A 21,587-nucleotide genomic window follows, 5' to 3' on the forward strand; every position below is an offset into this window, starting at 1 on the left:
TGGCGTCTTTCAGCAACGCGTCGATCGCCTCGGGCGCGAACGCCCCCGCGAGCCGCCGCGCTGCCGCCTCATCTCCCTGACGAGACGATGTGTCCTGTGTCACTCGGTGCCCCCTCCGACCGCCAATGCGGCGCGTCGATCTTGGTACACCTCTGACTTACACGGTTCGCATGACACGCCCCATTCCACAATCGGGTGAACGTGCAGGTCAGCGCCCTATGGCACCGTGCGCGCACACTCTCTCTAGTACGCAACACGCGCCCAGCAACCACCTGCGCAACCGGCGCCCGTCGCACGCACCAGGTCCACGCCCAGCAACAACCTACGCACGGCGACCACAGAAATTCGGTCCGGCGCACGCCCGACGCAGGAGGGCATGTGCCGGGTCGGCGTAAGGCGAAGCCGTGCCGCCCCAACGCAACCGCCGCCCAACCCACGCACCGCACGCATCCGCAGAACCCGCTGCGTTTCACCCGAACGAGCCGGTACCGTGGAGTAAAACCAAGGCATAGCGTCGGGCGCATGACCGCGACCACCTCCACCGCCTACAGCCGGGACCTCGGCGACGAACTGCGGCTGCTGCGCGAGACGTGCACCAATCTCAACGGCCGCGCCTTCGCGATCCACCTTGGCTGGGATCCAAGCAAAGTCTCGAACATCGAGCACGGCAAAGCGCGCGCCAGCGAGATCGATCTCGTCCAGTTCCTCACGGCCTGCGGCAAGGACCTCGACTACTTCCACGAGTTCCGCAACAGGTACCACAACGCCTTCGACCCGTACTTCGCCCAGGTCTCCGACAACCTCCGCACGCTCGCGATGACGGAGTCGATGGCCAAAAAGATCACGGCCTACGACGTCCTGACCGTGAACGGCCTCATGCAGACGGAGAAATACGCACGAACGTTGATCATGGAGACCAGATGGCACGACGAGGCTGAAGTGGAGAAGTTCGTCCAGATCCGCATGGAACGACAGGCGGTCATGCGGCGCCCGAACCGCCCCGAGTGCGTGTTCTACATCCATGAACTCGCCCTGCAGATGCTGCTGGGTGATGCGAAGACCGTAGAGGACCAGTACCTGCGCTTGCTCTTCAACACCCACGTACTGCGGGTCGTGCCGGCGGACGTCAAGGCTGCCGCCTTCCAGTCGAAATGCACGATCTACGAGTTCGAGAAGGCGCCACCGGTGGCCTACACGGAGACCGACATGGTTCAGGTGTTCGCCCAGGACAGCGCCGCTGTCGAGCAGAGCAGGAGGCTGTTCGAGCGACTAGATGCCGTTGCCTTGGATGAGGAACAATCTCGGAGCAAGCTGGCGGAGTACGTCAGCGGACTGCGAGAGGACCCTCATGACCACGGAACGGACCTGGCGTAAAAGCAGTCGCAGCCACGGCAACGGCAACACCGATTGCGTCGAGGTGTCGCTCGCCGGCAACGCCCTGGTACGGGACTCGAAGAACGCGAGCGGCGCTGTTCTCGCGTTCTCCGCCCCGGCGTGGCGCGACCTGGTCAGCTGGCTGGGCTCCCGCTGACCGGAGCCGTCCTGACGGCGGCCTCCTGTCTGGCTGTCCGCAGCAACGCACCGGAAGCGCCTATCAGCAGGAACGTCAGCCCGGTCGCCACGCTGAAGCTGAGCGAGTCGAACGTCGCGGCCCCCAGCGCCGACGTCAGCATCGCGCCGACCAGGCACACGGCGATGCCGCGGATGTTCTCGTCCTTCGAGAGCGCGCGAGCCCGCAGCGCCGCGAAGATGCCGCCGAGGAACAGCAGCACGAAGGCCAGCAGGCCCAGATAGCCGTTCTCGATCATCGTCAGCAGGTACTGGTTGTCGAGGATCGTGTACTTCGACGGCAGGAACGTGCCGAAGCCGCGGCCCAGCCACGGGTGTTTGGCGATCTCCAGCCACGCGCCGTCGTAGTCCTTGGTGCGGCCCTGGAACGACGGGTCGTCCTCGATGTTGGAGAACATCGACGTCACCGTTCCGAACAGGCCCGGCACCACGGCCGCCGCGCCGCCCAGGAACACCGCGCCCACGCCCAGCAGGGGCAGGCCTCGCCGGCGGGGGAGCAGCAGGCCGAGCACGATGCCCGTCACCACGAGGCCGATGATCGCGGTGCGGGACAGCGACAGGATCGCCATCAGGCTGAGCAGCGAGAGCGCGAACCACCAGCGGCCCTGCGGCTCGCCCCGGTCACGCGCCTGGAAGACGAAGTGCGCGGCGAACGGTACGCCCAGGACGCACACCAGGCCGAACTCGATGGGGTGGTTCACCGTGCCCGCCGGGCGGAAGAAGATCGACCGCGACTCCAGCGCCGAGTAGCCGTTGTCCTGCACGCGCAGGCCGGGCAGGGTCACGTACGACGCGAGGTCGACGCCCAGGCCGAACTGGATCAGGCCGATGAACGCGCCGAACGTCAGGCAGCCCACCATCACCCGCAGCAGGCGGCCGAGTCGTTCGCCGGTGCGCACCGCGTCGCACACGAACACCGCGAGTGCCGCCATCGCCACGATCCGGACCAGGGCCGAGTCCGACACCGACAGCTCGTCGGCCGGCAGGTAGCGGCGCGTGGCGATGGCGTAGGTCGTGAGATGCAGGACCACGTACGCCGCGAGCAGGGTGCGCACCGCGTTTCGGCCCTTGGCCATCGCCAGGTGGTCGACGAGGTGCGCGGCGAACCACACCACCGCGAGGCACAGCGCCACGAACAACGCCGGCGGCAACGTGATCGGGACGAACGCGATGGTGAACCTGGCCGGGACGACGAGGAGGGCCAGGACGTAGAAGATCAGCAGGGTGGCGCCGTCGGCACGCTGCTCGGTCAGTCGTCTTTGGTCGGCCATGCCGGGTTCGGTGGCTTGGGCGCGGGGATGATGACCGTCTTCTGGTGCGCGTTGGGCACGGCCTGGGCCGGGGGCCGGTGCGGGTGCCCGCCGTTGCCCTGCGGCTGCGGCCGGGCCGGGGGAGCGTGCGAGGGCGGCGGCGCTGCGGGAGCGTCCTTCCCGGACGGTGCCCCGCCTTCCTTGCGGCGCTTGATCTTCAGCAGGATCGAGTCGGCGGCGAACGTCGAGGCGATCGTCAGCAACAGGAGCACGACCGTCGCCGCGCCCACGTACCGGACCTTGCCCCCGATCTTGGCCGAGGCCGTCGTCGGCTTCACCAGGATCTGCGCCGTGATGAACGTCTGCTCGGGCGCGTTCAGCGCCTTCTGCTGCGAGGCGAGCTCGGCCACGGTCTTGTCGAGCACCTTGCCGACCAGGCCCTCGGCCGCCTCCGCCGAATCCGCCTCGGTCGAGACGAACAGCAGCGGGCCGCCGACGGGGCCGGTGTTCGCGGTGTAGGTCGCCGTGGAACCCTTGCCCGCCAGCTCCTCCGCCGTCTTCGGGTCGCCGAGGATCTGGGTCAGGATCTGCGCGGTGGTCGTGAGGCTGCCGTCGAACTGCAGCAGCGGGTTGACCTTGACGACGTCCTCGGGCTTGGTCTTCTCCGAGTACCGGCCGCCCGCCGCGGGGGAGGTGAGGACCAGCACGCCGCTCGACTCGTACCGCGTCGGCACGGTGATGTAGACGTACAGGGCGAGGACACCGGTGAGCAGCACCGCGGGCAGGGCTATGTACCACCGCCGCCGCAGCACTCGTACGGTTCCCCAGAAATCCATCAAAATCCCCGATCCGCGGCTCGGTCTTGCGAACGCAATGTTTGTAGGGTATCGCCTGCCTGGAAAATCGTGGTGAGCTGCCAACTGTTACAGGCCGTAGCCGTACGACGATGAAGAAGAGGAATCCAGGAGGCAGCATGCGTGTACGACGACTGACCGTGACCGTCGCGGCCATTCTCGTGGTCATCGGCGGGACAGCGGCGTATGTCGTCACAGCCGCCACCGAGGCGAACGAGCCGGCCGCCAACGCCGAGCACGTCTCGCAGGCCAAGACCGGTGATCTGCTGTTCGTCGACCTCGCCGGTGGGCAGAACCGCGTCGAGAAGCTCGCCGGCGGGGGTGCCCGCACCTCGACCGAGCTCGCCTGCCAGCGGTTTTACGTCGCCGGCGGCACGAGCGCGTGCCTCAAGCTCGCCGGTCCCGGTCCGTCCTACGCCGCCGAGATCAGCCGCGACGGCAAGGTCGTGAAGACCGTCGCGCTGCCCGGCATCCCGAGCCGCGCGAAGGTGTCCCGGTCCGGGAACGTGGTGTCCTGGACCAGTTTCGTCACCGGCGACTCGTACTCGGTGCCCGGCGGGTTCTCCACCCGCACCGGCTTCTACGACGTCCGCACCGGCGAGACCGCCGAGTCGCTGGAGCACTTCGCCGCCACTGTGGAGGGTGCCCCGCTCACAGCGCGTGACATCAACTACTGGGGCCTGACCGTCGGCTCCGACGACAGGACCTTCTACGCGACGCTGGCCAGCGGTGGCTTCACGTGGCTGGTCAAGGGCGATCTCGCCGCCAAGACCGTCACGTCGCTGCGCCGCGACGCCGAGTGTCCATCGCTGTCCCCGGACGGCACGAAGGTCGCCTACAAGAAGCGCATCGGCCGTCTCGGGCCGTGGGACCTGGCGGTGCTGGACCTCGCCACGAACACGGAGAAGCGGCTGCCCGGCACAGCAGGAATCGACGACCAGGCGACGTGGCTGAGCGAGACTGAGCTCGCGTTCGCCGCGGTGCCCAGGGACGCCAAGCTGCCCGCGGTTCACGTCACCCCTGCCGACGGCTCGCAGCCCGCGAAAGTCCTGATCCCGGACGCCACTTCGCCGTCGCCCGTCATGTAGCGAGTTCGCGGCGGAGCACCTTTTCGAGCTCATGGCCTGCCGCATCCCAGGAACGTCCCTCCACACTGGACGCGGCCGCGCGGGCGATCGCGTCGAAGTCCGGCGATGTGACCACTTCGGACAGCGCACGCGCCAGTGAGTGCGGGGTGGGTGCCGCGTACCGGACGTGGTCGTTGTCCAGGACCACGCGGTTGAAGTGCGCGTCGTTCACCACGGGAATGCAGCCGGCCGCGAGCATCTCGTGCGGAACGAGTGACACGTTGGTCATCGACAGTGACAACCCGGCGAAGCAACGGTTGTAGATGGCGTTCAGGTCGTCGGGCGTGACCAGGCCGTGGTCGACGAACTGCGGCCCCAGCTGCCCGATCTTCTCGCCGTAGACGTGGATCTTCACGTCGGGGTGCTTCTCGGCGAACACCTCGAGCGCCAGCACACCCAGCTCGAACGCGCGCCGCGGTGCCTTGCGCCGGGCGTAGAACACGATGCCGTCGCGCTTCTCGCCGCCGAGCTTGTACCGGTCGGCGTCGCAGCCGAAGTCGAAGTGGTCGGCGGGCATGCCGTGCTCGTCGCGGACCTTGTCGGCGAGGAACCGACCGGCGGTGAAGCCGTGCATGCCCATCCGGTAGGTGTTCTCCGCCAGCGCGTAGAGGCCGCCGGACGGGTAGAACCACGGCTCGTAGTCCTGCACGAGGTAGAACCTCTTGCCCGCGCACGGGTCGTTGAACGCCGGGTACGCGGTGATCCACGCCGTCGCGAACACCGCGTGGGCGTCGGCCATGCCGTCGGTCACGTCGTGGATCGGGCCTTTGAAGAACGGGAACGCGTCGCGCACCACGGGTTCGAGGTCGGCGACGGTGTTGCCGAACGTCTCGTACAGGTACAGCCGGCACTCGTGGCCGAGCGACTCGAGGTGCTGGATGAGGCGGAACATCGTGGTGTGGCCACCGGATCCCCTGGACGGGGGAGCGGTCACCCAGTTGATCGTGAGCTTGCCGTCCTGCGGGATCGGCGGGATCACCACCGGCCTGCGCGACTCGACGTCGGCCTTGCGGACGTCCTCCAGCCGCACCGGCAGGTCCTCGCCCTCGGCGCCGAGCTTGCGCGTGGCCGCGTTGAGGACGCGGATGCCGAGCTGGCGGGCACCCTGCTCGCGGACGATCTTCGTGACCTGTCTCAGTCGTCTCACGCGTCGGCTCTCTTCCGCAGCACGCCAAGGATTTCGTGTCTCATCGGGAACACCACGAGCACGTAGGCGAGGCACGACAGCGTGCCGCCGACGAGGATCTGCAGGAGTTCACCGTCGATCAGGCTCCGCACCGCGAGCACGACCGCGACCATCAGCACGCCACCGAGGAAAGGCCGCAACAGCCGGGCGCCCAACGCACCCGCGCGCACGCCGTAGGGCTTGAACGCGATCAGGTACGCGGGCGCGATGAGCAGAACCGCGACGATCACGTGGGCCACCGCGACCCCGCGGATGCCGTCGAGCTTCGCGCCCAGCGCCAGCAACGGCACCAGCGCGCCCAGCCACACCAGGTGGATCACCAGGATCGCCCGCGACCGCCCGGCGGAGGCCAGGTAGTCGTAGCCGAGCTCCAGCGCCACCCGGACCGCGCCGAGCAGCACCAGCATCGCCAGCGCGGCCGCCGCGGGTGCCCAGCGCTCGCCGTAGACGACGCGGATGAGCGGTTCGGCGAGAGCCGCCAGCAGCACGCACGCGGGCACGGTGACGAGCGCCAGGAGGCCCAACGCGCGCCCGAACGACTTCTGGAACAGCTCGGGGTCCTCACGCACCTTCGAGAACGCGGCGAGGGAAACGCTGCGCACCGGGGCGGAGAACGCCGACACCGGCCAGCTCGCCAGGTTGAACGCCAGCAGGTAGAAGCCCAGCGGCACGGTGCCGAGCAGCGAGCCGACCACGATGTAGTCGACGTTCATCACGCCGAAGATGAGCAGGCTCGACCCGGCGAGCGGCAGGCCGAACGCCAGCAGCGCCCGTGCCTGCACCGGGTCCCAGCCCGGCCGGAACCGGTCCTTGGTGAGCCAGAACATGATGATCGCCGCGGCCAGGTTCTGCACGATCCGCTGCCACGCGAGGCTCCAGGCGCCGAAGCCCATGAACGCGAGTACGACGGCGACGGCGGTGCCGCACACGAACGCGGCCGTGTCGGCGTAGAACTTGTGGTCCTGCCGGAAGTTCCGCTGCATCATCGCGCCAGGAACCGCGGTCGCGCCGGCGATGACGAGGGCCACCGACATGAGCTGGATGACGCCGGTCGCCTCCGGTGTGTCCATCGCGTTCGAGAACCACGGCGCGCCGATCACGCAGATCAGCGCCAGCAGCGTGCCGGACGCGAGCGACAGCGTCGTGACGGTCGGCGCCATCTTCTCGACCGGGTCGTTCGTGCGGACCAGCGCCGCGCTGACGCCGAGTTCGGAGACGCTCAGCACGATGTTGAGCACGACCAGGGCGACCGCGAAGACACCGAACTGCTCGGGCGCGATCAGCCGGGCGAGCAGGATGCTGAAGCCGACGGCGGCGAGCCTTTGCAACAGTGAGTTGACGGCACTCCACCGAATCGCGGAGGAGACCTTGCCTTCGAGCTGCCGGGTGCTCACCACTCGCCCCGCCACTTCCAGCGCTGCGTGCCGACCCACAGCTTGGCGCGCTTGTAGGCGTGGGGCGCGAGGAACAGCTGGGTGCGGCTGAGGAACGAGGGGCTGAACTTCCGGCGCCGCAGCAGTGCCCGGTACTCCGGCAGCTCCTCCAGCGCGGGGTAGGTCTCGCGGGCGAAGCCGAGCAGCTCCTTCTCGGTGCCGTCGAGCTGGTCGCGGTCGTGCAGCCGGACCGCGCGCCACAGCGCGTCACCCGCGATCGCCTTGCGCACCAACGGCTTCAGCCGCGCGGGCAGGCCGGGGTTCTGCTCCAGCACCAGGTCGAACACGTCACGGCGCTGTTCCAGGTCGGCGAACACCGACTTGAACGTCGTGCGCATCATCGAGTTCTCGTGCACCCGGTAGTACGCGGCAGGCTTGCCGCTGACGTACCCGATGTCCGACACGGCCGCGATGCGCAGCCACATCTCCAGGTCGCCCGCGTGCGGCAGATCGGCGCGGTAGCCGCCGACCTTCTGCTGGATCTTGGTGCGCACCACGACCTCCGGCGAGGAGATCACGTTGCGGCTGCTGCGGAAGCGGTTCTCGATCCACTCCTCGCCGCGCCAGACCTTCGACGTCGTCGGCAGCTGGGTGACCTTCGGCAACGCGTCGTGGTCGCTGTAGTAGACGACCCGCCCGTAGACCATGCCCACGTCCGGGTTCTGCTCGAAGACCGCGGCCGCGCGCTGCAACGCTCCCGGTGCCAGCAGGTCGTCCGCGGACAGCAGCACCGTGTAGTCGGCGCTCGCCCAGTCCAGCAGGCCCTCGTTGTACGTGGCGATGTGCCCTTTGTTCACCTCGTGCCGGTACCCCTCGACGCGCTTGTCGGCGGCCATCAGCTCGGCCATGACCTCAGGGGTGTTGTCCGACGACGTGTCGTCGATCACAAGCACTCGCACGTCCACACCGGGCTGGTCGAGAACGCTGCGGACACAGACCGGCAGGAAGTGGGCGTAGTTGTAACAGGGGATCACGACGTCCACTGTGGGAAGCGTTGGCACAACCTGGTTATCGGTATGGCGCCGTTTTCGTTAGCGCCGCAACGTTTCGTGCCGTTCGGACGATGTAGTGGTGACCGGAGTAAGGGGAGTCATGGACCACGTCATCCTGACGCGCTTCAACCTGCCGTCGAAGGGCGCCGAAAGTTACGTGCGGGCGAAGGAAGGATGGCTGACCGAGCGCGTTGCGCTGTTCGAGCGCTACTGCCTGCCATCGGTCCTCGCCCAGACGGACAAACGGACGCGGTGGCTCATCTATTTCGACCCCGAATCACCGAAGTGGCTCAAGGACAAGATCGCCGGACACGGTGACGCGTACACGCCCGTTTACCGCGCGGAGGTGTCGCGGGAAGAGCTTAGGTCCGACATCCGGTCGCTCTACTCCCAGACCGGCGACGAGCTCATCACCACGAACCTGGACAACGACGACGGCCTGGCCGTCGACTTCGTGGAACGGCTCTGCGCGGCGCCGCGGCCGACGACCACGGCGGCGTACTACCTGGTCAACGGTCTGATCAAGTCGCCGGGCGGCCTGTACCACCGGGTGGACCGGCACAACGCCTTCGTCTCGGTCCGCGAGACCTGGGACGAGCCCGTCACGTGCTGGGCGCACTGGCACAACCACATGCACCTGCACTTCCCGGTCGTGGAACTGGGCGGCGCGCCGGGCTGGCTGCAGGTCGTGCACGGCGGCAACGTGTCCAACCGCACACGCGGCCGGCTGGTCTCGCCGGAGCCGTACCGGGCGTCGTTCGGTGACTCGCTGGACGACGTGGCATCGCCTGACCTGAAGGCCGTCGCGCAGGACCGGCTGGTGGCTCAGCCGATCCGGTTCATGCGCGACTCCGGCCGGGTGGCCGCGAAGAACGCGGCGATGAAGGTGCTGGGCAAGGGCGGCTTCGAGGCCGTCAAGCAGAAGCTGGCTGCTCGCGGTTGATTCCGCTTCCGCTCACGAGCGCTCTTCTCGTGAGCGGAAGCGGACCTGGTCTCGTTGGTTCAACACAGCGCTGATGATCAGCGTGACGGTGAGTGCGGCGAGCGCCACCGTCACGCCCGTCCCGAAGCTCGTGTACTGCAGCAGCAGTCCAAAAACGACGGACGAGACGAGACGCCCGAGCGCTTGGCCCGTCTGCACGACGGAAAGCCCCGATGCCCGCAGCGACTCCGGCGCCGTCTCGCTCACCTTCGCCGACAGCACGCCGTCCGTGGCCGCGTAGAAGAGTCCGTGCAGCACCAACGCGACCACCGCGACGACCATCCCGCCCTCGGGGATGAACAGCAGCGCGTACACGCCCAGCAGCAGTGCGTGCCCGGCGAGGAACATCCGCCAGCGGCCGGCCCGGTCCGCGAGCTTCCCGAGCGGCGTGGCGGCCGCGAGGAAGACGACCGCCGTGCCGAGCGGGAGCAGGGGCAGGAAGCCGAGCGAGATGTTCGTGGCCTTCTGCACCAGCACGTAGACGAACGCGTCCGACACCGTCGCGAGCCCCAGCAGACCGGCGGAGATGGTGGTCCGGCGGAACTGCCGGTCGTTCAGCAGGTCGAGGCCCGCCCGGAACGACGGCCGCGGCCCCTTCGGCTTCTCCTTGGCAGGGGTGTCCCGCACGAACGAGATCAGCACGATCAGGCCGATGACCGCGAACGCCGCGGACACCGCGAAGATCGGCCCCGGCACCATGCCGATCTGGGCGAGCAGCAGGAACGTCACCAGCGGCCCGAGGAGCGCGCCGAACGTGTCCATGCTGCGGTGCACGCCGAACGCCGCGCCCAGCCGGTCCTCGGGTGTGGCCAGTGAGATCATCGCGTCGCGCGGCGCCGTCCGGATGCCCTTGCCCGCCCGGTCGGCGGCCATCAGCGCGCCGATGCCGAACGGTGAGGCGCCGACCAGCGGGAAGAACACCTTCGTCGCCGCCGACAGCCCGTAGCCCGCGGCCGCGACGGCCTTGGGCTTGCGGAACTTGTCCGAGATGCCGCCGCCGACCAGCCGCAGCACCGCCGTGGCGCCGGTGTAGATGCCGTCCAGCAGACCGAACTGCGCGTAGCCCAGCTGCAGCGTGAAGAGCAGGTACACCGGCAGGAACGCGGTGATCATCTCCGCCGAGATGTCGGTCAGCAGGCTGACCGTGCCCAGCGCGAAGACGGTGCCCGGCAACCGTTTGCGGAAGTCGGTCTTGGAGGGGCGGGACGAGGCGACGTACACGGCGGGCCTACCAGCTCAGGGTCTGGTGCCACACCTCGAGCGACAACAGCGTCCAGATGCGCGGCTGCTCGTTGCGGTCACCCGAGTCGTGGTCGTCGAGCAGCGCGCGGACCGCCGCCCGGTCGAAGGTCTTGCCCACGAACGACGTGGGCCCGGTCAGCAGGTCGTAGGCCATGTCCCGCAACCCGTCGCGGAACCACGCGTCGAGCGGCACCTTGAAGCCCGACTTCGGCCGGTCGACGACGTCGGCCGGCAGGTGCTGGCGCGCGACCTCCTTGACGACCCACTTGGTCGTGCCGCGGCGCACCTTCACGTTGCCGGGCAACGAGAACGCGAGCTCGGCCACCCGGTGGTCGAGGAACGGCGGGCGCAGCTCCAGCGACGCGGCCATCGACATGCGGTCGCCGCGTTCGAGGAGGTTGTCGGCGAGCCAGGTGTGCGAGTCGGCGTAGAGCATGCGGCGCAACGCGTCGCCGCGCCCGTTCTCGTACGGCGCCAGCACGGACCTCGTCGCGGGCCCGCCCAGCAGCGCGGCCCGTTCCGCCACCGTGAACGGCGCGAACCAGCCCCGCATGCGTTCGGCGTACGAGGGCTCGGCGATCGCGCGGACCGCGATGCCCAGCCGTGCCCTGGACGCCGGGAGGGCCTTCTCGAAGCGCCGCAGGACAGCGGACGGCAGGACGCCCGCGTACCGGGTGGCGTTGGCGAAGCGGTACTTGGGATAGCCGCCGAAGAGCTCGTCGCTGCCCTCACCGGACAGCACGACCTTCACCTCGCGGCGGGCCAGCTCGGCGAGCCGGAACACCGCTACGTCGGCGGGCTCGGACAGCGGCGCGTCGCGGTGCCAGGACAGCTTCGCCCAGCTGTCGCGGAAGTCGTCGGCCGTCACGATCACGCTGTGGTGCCGGCTGCCGACGATGCCCGCCACCTTCTCGGCCCAGTGCAGCTCGTCCACGCGAGGGTCGCCGAAGCCGGCGGAGAACGTGTGCAGCGGGGCACCGTCGCGTTCCCTGGCCACCAGCGCGGTGATCAACGACGAGTCCACGCCGCCGGACAGGTACGCGCCGACCGGCACGTCAGCGACCAGCGCGTCGCGCACGGAGGCCGTCAGCGCCTCGTCGACCAGCCGGACGGCCTCTTCCGGCGTCACCGCACGGATCCGCGACTCGCGCGGCAGCTCCCAGTACGGTTCGGTCCGGACGGAGCCGTCGGCCGACACGACGAGGTGGTGACCCTGCGGCACCTTCCGCACGCCGCGCAGCAGCGTGTAGGGCGCGGGCACCGACCGGTGCGCCAGGTAGTCGTGCAGTGACTCCTGGTCGACGTCGGCCGAGCCGATCGCGGGCAGCAGCGCCTTGATCTCGGACGCGAAGGCGAAGAACGACGAGTCCGCGTAGTAGTACAGCGGCAGGATGCCCAGCCGGTCGCGGAACAGGTGCGTCTCGCCGGTCTTGGCGTCGTGGATGGCGTACGCGAACTGGCCGCGCAGCTTGGCGACGCCCTTCGCGCCGTGCTGTTCGTAGATCGCGAGCAGCACCTCGGTGTCACCGTTGGTGCGGAACGGATAGGACAGCTCCGTGCGCAGCTGCCGGTAGTTCAGGATCTCGCCGTTGAACGCGATCTGCGTGGTGCCCGACGCTCCCGCCATCGGCTGCGGTGAGCCGGCCAGGTCGATGATCGAGAGCCGCGTGTGGGCGAAGCCGATCGGCCCGTCGGACCAGAAGCCGTTGTCGTCCGGGCCGCGGTGGTGCAGCCGCTTCGCCATCTCGGCGAGCAGCTCACGGGAGACGGGCGCGCCGTCGAACCGTCTGACGCCTGCGATTCCGCACATGGTCAGCGACCCTCCGCGATCTGCATGAGCTCACGGGCACGGGAGTCCCACGACGCGGTCAGCACGGCCGCACGCCGCTCGGCCGGGGTCTTCAGGCCGCCGTCCTTGAGCGTCAGGCGGATCTGGTCGATGAAGTCGGCCTCGCCCTTCGCGATGCGGATCACGTCGGCGTAGCGCTCGACCTCGGGGAAGTCCGTGGACACCACGGCGAGGCCGAGGGCCAGGTACTCCTTCATCTTGATCGGGTTCGCGTGCTTGATCCAGTCGTTGTCGAGCCACGGCATCAGCGCCACGTCGAAACCGGAGCCGTAGCCGGGAATCTGCTCGTACGAACGGAAGTCCAGCCAGTGCACGTTGGGGTACCTGGCGTAGCGCTCCATCGAGCAGGTGGCGTCACCGATCAGCACGACCGACGCCTCCGGGAACTCCTGCGCGACCTTCTCGATCAGGTCGAAGTCCACCAGGTAGTCGTCGAGGCTGCCGAAGAACCCGATGCGCGGCCCGGGAATCGACGCGATGTCGGCGGGCAGTTCGTCGCGGCGGGTGAAGTGGTCGACGTCCACGCCGTGGTCGAGGAAGTGCGCGCGTTCACCGGTCAGCGGGGACTCTTCCTCCTGCAGCGCGCGGCTCACGTAGAGCACGGTGTCCGAATTGGACAGCAGCTGGTTCTCCAGCGCGGCGATCGTGCCCTGGTCGGCCTCGGGGAACGCCGAGTGCCGGTCCGAGCGGTTGAAGATCAGGCCCTTGTGCCGCATGGGCTCCACGACGTCCCACGCCGTGGGGATGGTGGCGACGACGACCGGCGTGCCCATCCGCAGGAACAGGCACACGAGGCGGACCTGCGTGCGCACCAGCACCGAGTTGAGCTTGCGCAGCCACGGCTTGCCGTAGAACGGCAGGGGAGCGGGCGTCATCACGTAGAAGTTCGGCGTCTCCGGGATCGGCCGGCGCACGAGCATCGCGACGCTCTTGGCCTTGCGCAGGATCCGGCGCAGGAACTGCGTGCTCTTGCCGGGCGACGGCATCCGCAGGCCGATGCTGTTGACCAGCAACACCTTGCGGTGCTTCGCGACCCGGCGCAGCAGCTGGAAGTCCGAGTGCGCCCGGTTGTGGTACCACCAGTCCTGCGCCGAGAAGCACAGGTAGCTCGGGCCCTCGGAGGCCACTTCCTCCGGCCAGGTCCGCATCCGGAACAGTCCCTTCAGCGCGGCCCGGTGCTTGGGCGAGCGGGCGCGCAGGCCCTCGTTCAGCACCACCGCGAGCCACATGAAGAACGCGGCGACCTTGCCGTGCCGCTCGCGGTGCAGGCGGACCCGGTTCGCGGCCAGGAGCGACCACAGCCGCGCGTTCGTGGAGACCTCGCCACCGATGTGCGTGGCCACCGCGCGCGGCTCGTACCAGACGCCTCCGGCGCGCAGCATGTACTCGACCTCCTCCGAATAGAGGAAGTAGCGTTCGTCCAAAAGGCCCAGTCGCTCGATGGTCTCGCGCTTGACGAGCCACGCGCAGCCGGTGGCCCATTCGGCCGGGTGAGCGTGCTCGTAGGCCTTGAGGTCGGTCACCGTCGCGCCGAGCCCGATCCGCCCGGCGCGGTGGCCGCCGATGAGGGCCTCGGAGATCGCGGTGCGCAGCCTGGGCTCGCGGCGCAGCGAGAAGTGGGTGAGCCCGTCCACGCCGACGATCTTCGGCACGGTGATGGGCTTGTCCGCCGCCCGCAGGGTGTCGATCGTGCCGGGGTGCAGGCGGGTGTCCGCGTTCAGCACGAGCACGTCGTGGCCCTCGGCGGCTTTGATGCCCAGATTCACGCCCGCGGCGAATCCCGCGTTCACCGGGTTGCGGATGATCCGCGCGTCCGGTCGAGTGGCGGCCGCCACACTCACGGTGTCGTCGGTGGAAGCGTTGTCGACGACGAAGACCTTCACGTCGTCGGGTAGCGAGGCCAGGCATCCCGCGATGACCTGTTCGCTCTGGTACGTGACGATGACCACCGCGACAGGTGACCGCTCCACAACCGCTCCTCGCTTTTGGGCTTGTGCCCGCTACATCGAGCTTTTCGGAACCGTTGTTACCGGTGCTGTGATCGTCGGCCTTCGCCCCGTGTTCGGCGGTCAGACGGGTGCATCGTGGTGCCGGCCCCGCGTCCTCATCCTGGTTGGCTGTGGGCGTGGGGCCGGTGCCGCGAGGTGCCCTGCTGAGCGTCGAAGACGCGGTGGAGGTCGGCGGTCACGGCGCTGGATTGGCGCGAGCTGTAACCGTTTCGCCCTCCCGAACGAGAACAAAGGCGTGACGTCATCGCCGCACGTGTTGATCATCGTGCAGAACCTCCCCGTGCCGCTGGACCGCCGGGTGTGGCTCGAGTGCCGCGCCCTGACCGCCGCCGGCTACGAGGTTTCGGTGATCTGCCCCAAGGGACCGGGTGATCCCGCTTACCAACTGCTCGACGGAGTGCATCTGTACAAGTACGCTCCGCCGCCCCAGGCCGAGGGAGCCCTCGGCTACGCGTGGGAGTTCCTGTACTGCTGGGTGCGCACGGCGTTGCTGAGCGTGAAGGTTCGCGCGCGCAGGCGGTTCCACGTCATGCAGGCCTGCAACCCGCCGGACACCTACTGGGCGCTCGCCCTGCTGTGGCGGCTCGGTGGCGTCAAGTTCGTCTTCGACCACCACGACCTCAATCCCGAGGTGTTCCTCTCGCGGTTCGGCGAGCCGAAGGGTGCCGCGGGCAAGCTGCAGTACCGGATCCTGAAGTGGCTGGAGCGCCGGACGTTCCGCACGGCCGACCGGGTGACGTCGACCAACACCTCGTACCAGAAGATCGCGTGGACCCGCGGCTCCGTGCCGCCCGAGCACACCACCGTCGTGCGCTCCGGCCCGGACACGACCGTGATGCGACCTGTCGAGGCGGTGGACGAGCTCCGGCGCGGCGGCAAACATCTGGTGGCCTATCTGGGAATCATGGGGCCGCAGGACGGCGTCGACGGCGTCCTCGAAGTCGCACGCAGAGTTGTTTTCGACCGCGGCCGCACCGACGTCCGGTTCGCGCTGCTGGGCTTCGGCGACTGCCTGGAAGACCTGAAGAAGCAGGCCACGGCCTGGGGACTCGACCCGTACGTGGAGTTCACCGGACGTGTCGGGCCCGAACAGATCACCCGTTATCTGTCCACGTCGGCCGTCGGTCTCGGCCCGGATCCGTTGTCGCCTCTGAACGACGTGTCCACTATGAACAAGACCATGGAGTACATGGCCTACGCGCTGCCGGTCGTCTCGTACCGGCTGACGGAGACCGTGGTGTCCGCCGGCGACTGCGCCGTCTACGTCGAGCCTGGTGACGTCGAGGGGTTCACCACGGCTCTGCTGGATCTGCTGGACGACGCGGAACGCCGCGGACGCCTCGGCTTCGAGGGCAGGCGCCGCTGCGAGGCGGAGCTCGACTGGCGCCCGCAGGCCGAGAACTACGTGGCGGTGTTCGACGGGCTCACCGGCTTCGCCTCGCGCGGGCCGTTCCCCGACGGCAGGCCGGCGCTCGGTGCCGGCACCGACCAATGGGGCAACAAGATGATCGACGTGAGCGACGACGCCGTGCTCCGCACGTTCGCCGTGGACCGAACGGGAGAATGATGTTCGTCAGAAGGATCGCGGTCGTCGGCACCGGCTACGTCGGTCTCACGACCGGCGCCTGTCTCGCGTCGCTGGGCCACCGCGTGGTGTGCGCGGACGTCGACGCGACCAAGGTCGAGCGGCTCTCGCGCGGCGAGGTCGACATCCTGGAACCCCGGCTCGCGGAGCTCGTCGCGGAAGGCCTGGCGTCCGGCCGGTTGACCTTCGTGCTCGGCGCCTCGGCCGCGGTCGCCGACGCCGAGGTCGTCTTCCTCTGCGTGCCGACGCCGATGGGTGTCGGCGGCATCGCGGACCTGCAGGCCGTCGAGTCCGTTGTGGACGAGACGCGCGACCTGCTGCCGTCCGGCTGCGTGATCGTCAACAAGTCCACGGTGCCCGTGGGGACGTCCGTCCGGACCGCGGAGCTGTTGCGGCGCGACGACGTCGCCGTGGTGTCGAACCCCGAGTTCCTGCGTGAGGGCTCGGCGGTGCACGACTTCCTGAACCCGGACCGGATCGTCGTCGGCTGCGACCAGCAGGACGCGGCCGAGCGCGTCGCCGCCCTGTACGCCCGCCTCGGCGCGCCCACGGTGCTGACCGACGCGGCCTCGGCGGAGATGGTCAAGTACGCCGCGAACTGCTTCCTCGCGATGAAGCTCTCGTACGTCAACGCGGTGGCGGAGCTGTGCGAGCGGCTCGGCGCGAACATCACCGACGTCACCGAGGGCATGGGCTACGACAAGCGCATCGGCCAGGCGTTCCTCAACCCCGGCCCCGGCTGGGGCGGCTCGTGCCTGCCCAAGGACACCCACGCGATGCTCCAGGTCGCGGACGCCGCCGACTTCGAGTTCCGCCTGCTGCGCGCCACGATCGACACCAACGAGCGCCAGCGCCAGCGGATGGTCGAGAAGGTGCGGCTCGCGGTCACCGGCAAGCGCGGCGGCTCGCTGTCCCACGTGCGGCTCGGGCTGCTGGGCCTCACGTTCAAGGCGGGCACGGACGACCTGCGCGACTCGCCGGCGCTGGCGGTGGCGGCCCTGCTGAAGCAGGCCGGTGCCGACCTCGTTGGCTACGACCCGGCGCTGACCGGCGGCACCGACCTGGGCTCGGTGTCCGTTGTGGACGATCCGTACCAGGCGGCGAAGGACGTCGACGGTCTCGTCGTGCTGACCGAGTGGCCGGACTTCCGCTCGCTGGACTGGGCGCGTCTCGCGGAGACCGTGCGGCAGCCGGTCGTGGTGGACACCCGCAACCTGCTGGACCCGGACGTCATCCGCCGTGCGGGGTTCACCTGCACGTCGCTCGGACGGTAATCCATTTGAGACAGTCCTTTTCGGCTCAATGGTGTGAGTCGGCGAGCGGTGTTGCCGTGCTGGCGCTTTGATCTCCGGCAACACCCGGCGGGACCAGCCGCCGAGGTGCGTCGGAAGGTTTCACCGTGGGTGGACTCATGGACGTCATCAGCGGTCTCGTCAACCAGGCGAGCGGTCTCCTCGGCCAGGCGAGCTCGCTCGCGAACGGCCTGCTGTCCGCGCTGCCGCTCTGACGCCGGGTGACGGGGGCGCTCGACGGAGCGCCCCGCTCACCACCGCGGCAGATCCGGGCCGTGGCCGGTGATGCCCGCGAACAGGTCGGTCTCCGGCAGCGGCGCGTCGGTCGTGTCGAGCGCGCGGAAGTAGTGCTCCTGCACGGCGAACGCCCCGTGCACCTGCTGGCTCGCGTGACACCGCAACGCCTTGCGCTTCACGTCGGCGACCTCGCTGATGTCGATCGTCGTGGAACCCTCTTTGGCGGTCAGGTAGAGCTTGGCCGGGATGCCGGTGCGGTGGACGGCGAGCTTGGCCATGCGGATCACGTGCATGTGGTCGCGGTGCGAGCTGTAGTGCGTGACGACGACCTGAGGCCGGTAGTGCTCGATCAGCGCGGCGAGCCGGCCGGCCGCGGTCTCCACCGGAATGGTGCAGAGCCCGCCCTCCGGCACCTCACCGCTCAGGCCGGAGTCGTGATAGCCCAGCAGTTCCAGATCCGAGATGCCCAGCGCGTCGCACGCCGCCTGCAGCTCGGCCCTGCGATGCGCCGCCACGGCCTTCGGGTGATGGCCGACCTCGCCGGGCACTGCGCCGTTCGGAGCATCGTCGAACTCCCCGTTGGTGCATGTCACCACCACGGTTCTGGCGCCCTGTCTGGCGTAGTGCGCCAGCACGCCCCCGGTCGCCGTCGACTCGTCGCCGGGGTGGGCGTGCACGGCCAGCAAGGTTCTCGGTCCACCGAACTGCACGCGGGCGAACGTACCCGGTGGCTAGTCTGCCGCGCGTGACCGACTTGCCGTCCGGCCTGAAGCCGCTGGAACTCGCCAACCACGTCCGCGCGCAGATCGAGCGGGGCCACGCCTATGCCCGCTCCCGCAAACACCGGTTCCGCTGGAAATCGGTGCTGGTGAGGCTGACGACGCTGGTCCTTTCGGCGGCGTCGACGATCATCCTCGGGCTGCAGAACCTGGATCCCTGGACGGGCACGGCGTTCTCCCTGATCGCGGTGGTGACCGTGGTGTCCGCTTTGGAGCCCTTCTTCGCCTGGCGTTCGTTGTGGGTGCTGATGGAGGACGCGAGCTACCGGTTCCACCGCCTCGAAGACGACCTGGCGTACTACATCGCCTCACGCCCCGCCGAGGAGATCGACGTCGAGCGGGTGCGCGAGATGTTCCAGCAGTACCAGGAGATCTGGGACTCGCTGAGTTCGCGCTGGCTCAAGTACCGCGACAACGGCTAGGGCCCCGTCCGGTTGGGCGATCCGCTCCTGCTTCCCGCCGACGCCGGGGACCCAGCGTTCCCTTCGTGGCCTCGATCGACGTCGCGGCCATGCCCACCGGGGCGACGTTCGAGGAGCACCCGCGGGGGCCGCTGCGGGCGGCGATCGACGTGTCGCTGCCCTGTCACGGCGCTCCCGTTGCCGGACGGCCGCCCGCTGCCAGGGCATCCCGATCTGAGGAACTGGCCGCCCGGTACGTCGGCGTGGAGGACTGAGAGAACGCCACCGTCCACTGGCTGATCCAGCGCCAGGACCTGGCCGCGCGGCGCTTCGACCGCGCGTTCACCAGCGTCTTCCACAATCCGTGACCTGCTACGGCGTGCCCGCGGGCTTGCCCTTCGCGTCCGGGGCGTTGGGGTCGAGGAGGTAGTTCTCCTGCCACACCGCCCACTTGTAGCCGACGTTGTTGGAGGTCACGTAGGCCGCGCCCCAGCCGCTGCCGGTGAAGCGGTTGTTGATGGCCTTCATGTTGCGGCCGTACTGGTTGCCGTGGCTCGACTCCAGGCCGAGCTGGTAGCCGCCGCCCTCCAGGAGGTTGCCCTCGACGGTGACGTTGTCGATGTCGCCGCCGTAGGTCTGGATGAACAGCGCGCCGGTGTCCTGGCCGGTGGAGCAGTCGATCCGGTTGTTGCGGAACGTCAGCGTGCGACCGGCGTTGCGGTCCAGCGGGAAGTCGCGGACGGTGGCGCCGTCGTTGTGCGCGTCACCGGCCGTGCGAAGGCCTCGGACGTAGTTGCCCTCGGCGAGGCCGCTGAGGGTGTTGCCGGTGTTGTAGAAGCAGATGCCGGAGCCCATGCCGGTGATGTAGTTGCGCTGCAGGGTGCCGACGCCGAGGAACGCGCAGGACTTCGCGATCGTGGACGCGGACAGCCGGGAGCCGTCGATGTTCGAGTCGCGGATGGTCACCGGGGCGCCGGTGACCTGGCAGGAGTTGCTGCCGCACGGGCCGTTCGTGGTGACCAGCGGGGCGGCCTCGTTGAGCTTGGTCGGGCGGATGCAGGACTTCTCGATGGTGATGTTGCCAGCGAACAACGTCAGAGCCTGCTCGATGCGCTTGCCCGAGATGACCGTGCCCGAGCCGGGGGTCGCGGGGCCGGTGTAGACGGGCAGGGAGTCGCAGTTCAGGCCGACTGCGGCCAGACCGGTGTTGGCCTGGGTGAGCTTCCAGCCGGGAGAGCCGGCGGGAGCGGGGGTGCCGGGGTTGGCCGGGGGCTTCACCGGGCCGTTGGTGGCGGACTGCGGTGCCGGGGCCGGGGCGGAGGAGCTGCTGCTCGGGGCGGGAGAACTGCTGGACGTGCTGGTCGAGGTGGCGCTCGTGCTCTCCGCTACGGGTGTCGGGTTGACCGCCTTGGTCGGGGAACAGGCGGCCAGTGTGATGACACCACCGGTCAGCAGTACGGCCAATCTCAGTTTCACGGCTGGTTCTACCTCCACGCGCGTTCACGACGGGGGACCGTGAACTCGCTTATTGTGTCGTCGGCCGGTGCGGAATGTGTACGGAACTCGTGCGACGGAGTTCGCGCTGGGCCGTTGAACGGACTGCACATTGCACGGGCCGACGGGAGGAGTCAAGCGGATCTCCTTGTGCCGCAAGGTCATCTTCGCACCGGGCGGGAATAGTCCGTCCGTGTGACCTGGCAGATCACGGTTTTATCTCCGAGCCATATGATTCCTTGATGTGTGAGATCAACGACCCAGGAATGTGGCGCGGCCGGGACCGTCCGTGAGGAAGCTGTGCACAGCCCGTGGCAGATCCTGGGTCTCGAACAACGCGGACGCGATCGTCGTCACGTGAGCGTCGGCCTCCGGAACGCCTCCGTTTTCGAAGTGCGCGAGCACCTGTTTGGTCGCGGCGTGGGCCCTGGTGGGGCCGACGGCGAGCGAGAGGGCGAACTGTTCGGCGGCCAGCGCGAAGCCTTCGTCCGGCAGGACGCGGTTCACGACGTTCCAGCGCTCCAGCGTCGTCGCGTCGTAGAGGTCGCCGGTCATCACGAACTCCTTCGCGCGGCCAACCCCCGCGCGGGCGGCCAGGCGTTGCGTGCCGCCCATCGTCGGTGTGAGGCCCACGACCTTCTCCACCAGGCCGAAGCGCGCGCTCTCGGCCGCCAGGATCAGGTCGCACGCCACCGCCAGCTCGAACGCCCAGGTCAGGCACAACGCGTGCGCGGCGAAGACGGTCGGGATCGGCAGCGCGGCGAGGCGTTGCGGCAGCAGCAGCATGCGGTCGAACAACGCCTGCGCGTCCTCGCGGTACTCCTGGGCCGCGAACAGCGACACGTCGACCCCGCCGGACACGACCTTGCCCGTCGCGTTGACCAGCAACGCCCGTGCGTCGCCCAGCTCGTCCAGGGCGTCGTGGAACTCGGCGTCGAGGTCCAGGGCGTAGAGGTTGAGCGGCGGTGCGTCGATCGTGATGATCGCGAGCTCGTTCTGCCTGGTCAGATGGATCTTCATCGTGCGGGAGCCCCTCACAGCCAGTCGCGGCGCTTGAACATGACGTACAGGAAGTAGGAGAGGCCGAAGATGCCCAGCGTGATCGCGAGCTCGTGCAGTCCCAGTTCGTCGCGCAGCAGACCCATCTCGTCCTGCGACGGCGCGCAGAGGTCGAACCACACGACCGAGGAGGGATCTTCCAGGTGCCGCGCGACGTCGGCGACCGGGAAGTCCCGGTCCACGAGTTCGCCGTTGCGGTACAAGCGGGTCCGACCCATGGGTGACAACGATACGTAGATCTACTCAG

Annotated in this window: 20 protein-coding genes; 8 read left to right on the plus strand and 12 right to left on the minus strand. The window is 68.8% G+C overall.

Going from position 1 to position 21,587, the window contains the following annotated elements; all coding sequences use genetic code 11:
- The first annotated feature begins 522 nt into the window (after positions 1 to 522).
- Together ABFX45_RS05320 and ABFX45_RS05325 are read left to right on the plus strand one after the other, a co-directional pair.
- A complete protein-coding gene (locus ABFX45_RS05320) occupies positions 523 to 1,374 on the plus strand; it encodes a helix-turn-helix domain-containing protein (protein WP_346128063.1) in 852 nt (283 codons plus the stop codon).
- Positions 1,349 to 1,531 carry a DUF397 domain-containing protein gene (locus tag ABFX45_RS05325; protein WP_112229356.1) on the plus strand — a complete coding sequence of 61 codons (183 nt, stop codon included), beginning with the start codon at positions 1,349 to 1,351 and terminating at the stop codon, positions 1,529 to 1,531. The genes ABFX45_RS05320 and ABFX45_RS05325 overlap by 26 nt, the downstream gene beginning before the upstream one ends.
- Here the strand turns inward: ABFX45_RS05325 and ABFX45_RS05330 are convergent.
- The gene (locus ABFX45_RS05330) at positions 1,509 to 2,840 is read right to left on the minus strand and encodes an O-antigen ligase family protein (protein WP_346128065.1); all 1,332 of its coding nucleotides are present in this window, start codon (positions 2,838 to 2,840) and stop codon (positions 1,509 to 1,511) included. The genes ABFX45_RS05325 and ABFX45_RS05330 overlap by 23 nt on opposite strands.
- Positions 2,819 to 3,655 carry a YveK family protein gene (locus ABFX45_RS05335; RefSeq protein ID WP_170155336.1) on the minus strand — a complete coding sequence of 279 codons (837 nt, stop codon included), beginning with the start codon at positions 3,653 to 3,655 and terminating at the stop codon, positions 2,819 to 2,821. The genes ABFX45_RS05330 and ABFX45_RS05335 overlap by 22 nt, the downstream gene beginning before the upstream one ends.
- Before the next feature lie 137 nt (positions 3,656 to 3,792).
- Between ABFX45_RS05335 and ABFX45_RS05340 the strand changes: the two genes are divergently transcribed.
- The gene (locus tag ABFX45_RS05340; RefSeq protein ID WP_109641759.1) at positions 3,793 to 4,761 is read left to right on the plus strand and encodes a TolB-like translocation protein; all 969 of its coding nucleotides are present in this window, start codon (positions 3,793 to 3,795) and stop codon (positions 4,759 to 4,761) included.
- Here ABFX45_RS05340 and ABFX45_RS05345 read toward each other — a convergent pair.
- The 3 genes from ABFX45_RS05345 to ABFX45_RS05355 are packed head-to-tail and all read right to left on the minus strand — an operon-like array spanning position 4,754 to position 8,402.
- Entirely contained in the window at positions 4,754 to 5,947 is a 1,194-nt protein-coding gene (locus ABFX45_RS05345; protein WP_112229359.1) for a rhamnosyltransferase WsaF family glycosyltransferase, read from the minus strand. The genes ABFX45_RS05340 and ABFX45_RS05345 overlap by 8 nt on opposite strands.
- Positions 5,944 to 7,380, minus strand: a complete 1,437-nt coding sequence (locus tag ABFX45_RS05350) for a lipopolysaccharide biosynthesis protein (RefSeq protein ID WP_109641801.1) — start codon at positions 7,378 to 7,380, stop codon at positions 5,944 to 5,946. Before ABFX45_RS05350 ends, ABFX45_RS05345 begins: the two co-directional genes overlap by 4 nt.
- On the minus strand, positions 7,377 to 8,402 hold the full coding sequence (locus ABFX45_RS05355) for a glycosyltransferase (RefSeq protein WP_233440230.1): 1,026 nt from the start codon (positions 8,400 to 8,402) through the stop codon (positions 7,377 to 7,379). Before ABFX45_RS05355 ends, ABFX45_RS05350 begins: the two co-directional genes overlap by 4 nt.
- Positions 8,403 to 8,511: 109 nt before the next feature.
- On the opposite strand from ABFX45_RS05355, the gene ABFX45_RS05360 reads away from it, so the two are divergent.
- Complete coding sequence (locus ABFX45_RS05360; protein WP_346128069.1) at positions 8,512 to 9,354, plus strand: glycosyltransferase; 843 nt, start codon at positions 8,512 to 8,514, stop codon at positions 9,352 to 9,354.
- 12 nt (positions 9,355 to 9,366) lie between these two features.
- Here ABFX45_RS05360 and ABFX45_RS05365 read toward each other — a convergent pair whose 3' ends face one another.
- The 3 genes from ABFX45_RS05365 to ABFX45_RS05375 are packed head-to-tail and all read right to left on the minus strand — an operon-like array spanning position 9,367 to position 14,454.
- Complete coding sequence (locus ABFX45_RS05365; protein ID WP_109641751.1) at positions 9,367 to 10,614, minus strand: MFS transporter; 1,248 nt, start codon at positions 10,612 to 10,614, stop codon at positions 9,367 to 9,369.
- Between the two features lie 7 nt (positions 10,615 to 10,621).
- Positions 10,622 to 12,445 carry an asparagine synthase (glutamine-hydrolyzing) gene (asnB, locus tag ABFX45_RS05370; RefSeq protein ID WP_346128072.1) on the minus strand — a complete coding sequence of 608 codons (1,824 nt, stop codon included), beginning with the start codon at positions 12,443 to 12,445 and terminating at the stop codon, positions 10,622 to 10,624.
- A gap of 2 nt (positions 12,446 to 12,447) precedes the next feature.
- Positions 12,448 to 14,454, minus strand: coding sequence for a glycosyltransferase (locus ABFX45_RS05375; RefSeq protein ID WP_346128074.1), 2,007 nt, complete (start codon positions 14,452 to 14,454; stop codon positions 12,448 to 12,450).
- A 274-nt stretch (positions 14,455 to 14,728) separates the two neighbouring features.
- Between ABFX45_RS05375 and ABFX45_RS05380 the strand changes: the two genes are divergently transcribed.
- Together ABFX45_RS05380 and ABFX45_RS05385 are read left to right on the plus strand one after the other, a co-directional pair.
- Positions 14,729 to 16,060, plus strand: a complete 1,332-nt coding sequence (locus tag ABFX45_RS05380; protein WP_109641745.1) for a glycosyltransferase family 4 protein — start codon at positions 14,729 to 14,731, stop codon at positions 16,058 to 16,060.
- A complete protein-coding gene (locus ABFX45_RS05385; protein ID WP_109641799.1) occupies positions 16,060 to 17,352 on the plus strand; it encodes a UDP-glucose dehydrogenase family protein in 1,293 nt (430 codons plus the stop codon). Before ABFX45_RS05380 ends, ABFX45_RS05385 begins: the two co-directional genes overlap by 1 nt.
- Before the next feature lie 269 nt (positions 17,353 to 17,621).
- Here the strand turns inward: ABFX45_RS05385 and ABFX45_RS05390 are convergent, their stop codons facing one another.
- Complete coding sequence (locus ABFX45_RS05390; RefSeq protein WP_346128076.1) at positions 17,622 to 18,317, minus strand: PIG-L deacetylase family protein; 696 nt, start codon at positions 18,315 to 18,317, stop codon at positions 17,622 to 17,624.
- 35 nt (positions 18,318 to 18,352) lie between these two features.
- Here ABFX45_RS05390 and ABFX45_RS05395 point away from each other — a divergent pair, with 35 nt between their 5' ends.
- Both ABFX45_RS05395 and ABFX45_RS05400 read left to right on the plus strand, forming a co-directional pair.
- The gene (locus tag ABFX45_RS05395; RefSeq protein WP_233440229.1) at positions 18,353 to 18,808 is read left to right on the plus strand and encodes an SLATT domain-containing protein; all 456 of its coding nucleotides are present in this window, start codon (positions 18,353 to 18,355) and stop codon (positions 18,806 to 18,808) included.
- Between the two features lie 65 nt (positions 18,809 to 18,873).
- On the plus strand, positions 18,874 to 19,062 hold the full coding sequence (locus ABFX45_RS05400) for a hypothetical protein (RefSeq protein ID WP_346128079.1): 189 nt from the start codon (positions 18,874 to 18,876) through the stop codon (positions 19,060 to 19,062).
- 97 nt (positions 19,063 to 19,159) lie between these two features.
- Here the strand turns inward: ABFX45_RS05400 and ABFX45_RS05405 are convergent, their stop codons facing one another.
- The 3 genes from ABFX45_RS05405 to ABFX45_RS05415 form a co-directional block, all read right to left on the minus strand.
- Positions 19,160 to 20,263, minus strand: coding sequence for a right-handed parallel beta-helix repeat-containing protein (locus ABFX45_RS05405; protein ID WP_109641741.1), 1,104 nt, complete (start codon positions 20,261 to 20,263; stop codon positions 19,160 to 19,162).
- Between the two features lie 270 nt (positions 20,264 to 20,533).
- A complete protein-coding gene (locus ABFX45_RS05410; RefSeq protein ID WP_346128081.1) occupies positions 20,534 to 21,301 on the minus strand; it encodes an enoyl-CoA hydratase/isomerase family protein in 768 nt (255 codons plus the stop codon).
- Between the two features lie 14 nt (positions 21,302 to 21,315).
- On the minus strand, positions 21,316 to 21,558 hold the full coding sequence (locus ABFX45_RS05415) for a hypothetical protein (protein ID WP_346128083.1): 243 nt from the start codon (positions 21,556 to 21,558) through the stop codon (positions 21,316 to 21,318).
- Positions 21,559 to 21,587: the final 29 nt, after the last annotated feature.

Source organism: Lentzea roselyniae (assembly GCF_039537795.1).
In the GTDB taxonomy this organism is placed as follows: domain Bacteria; phylum Actinomycetota; class Actinomycetes; order Mycobacteriales; family Pseudonocardiaceae; genus Lentzea; species Lentzea atacamensis.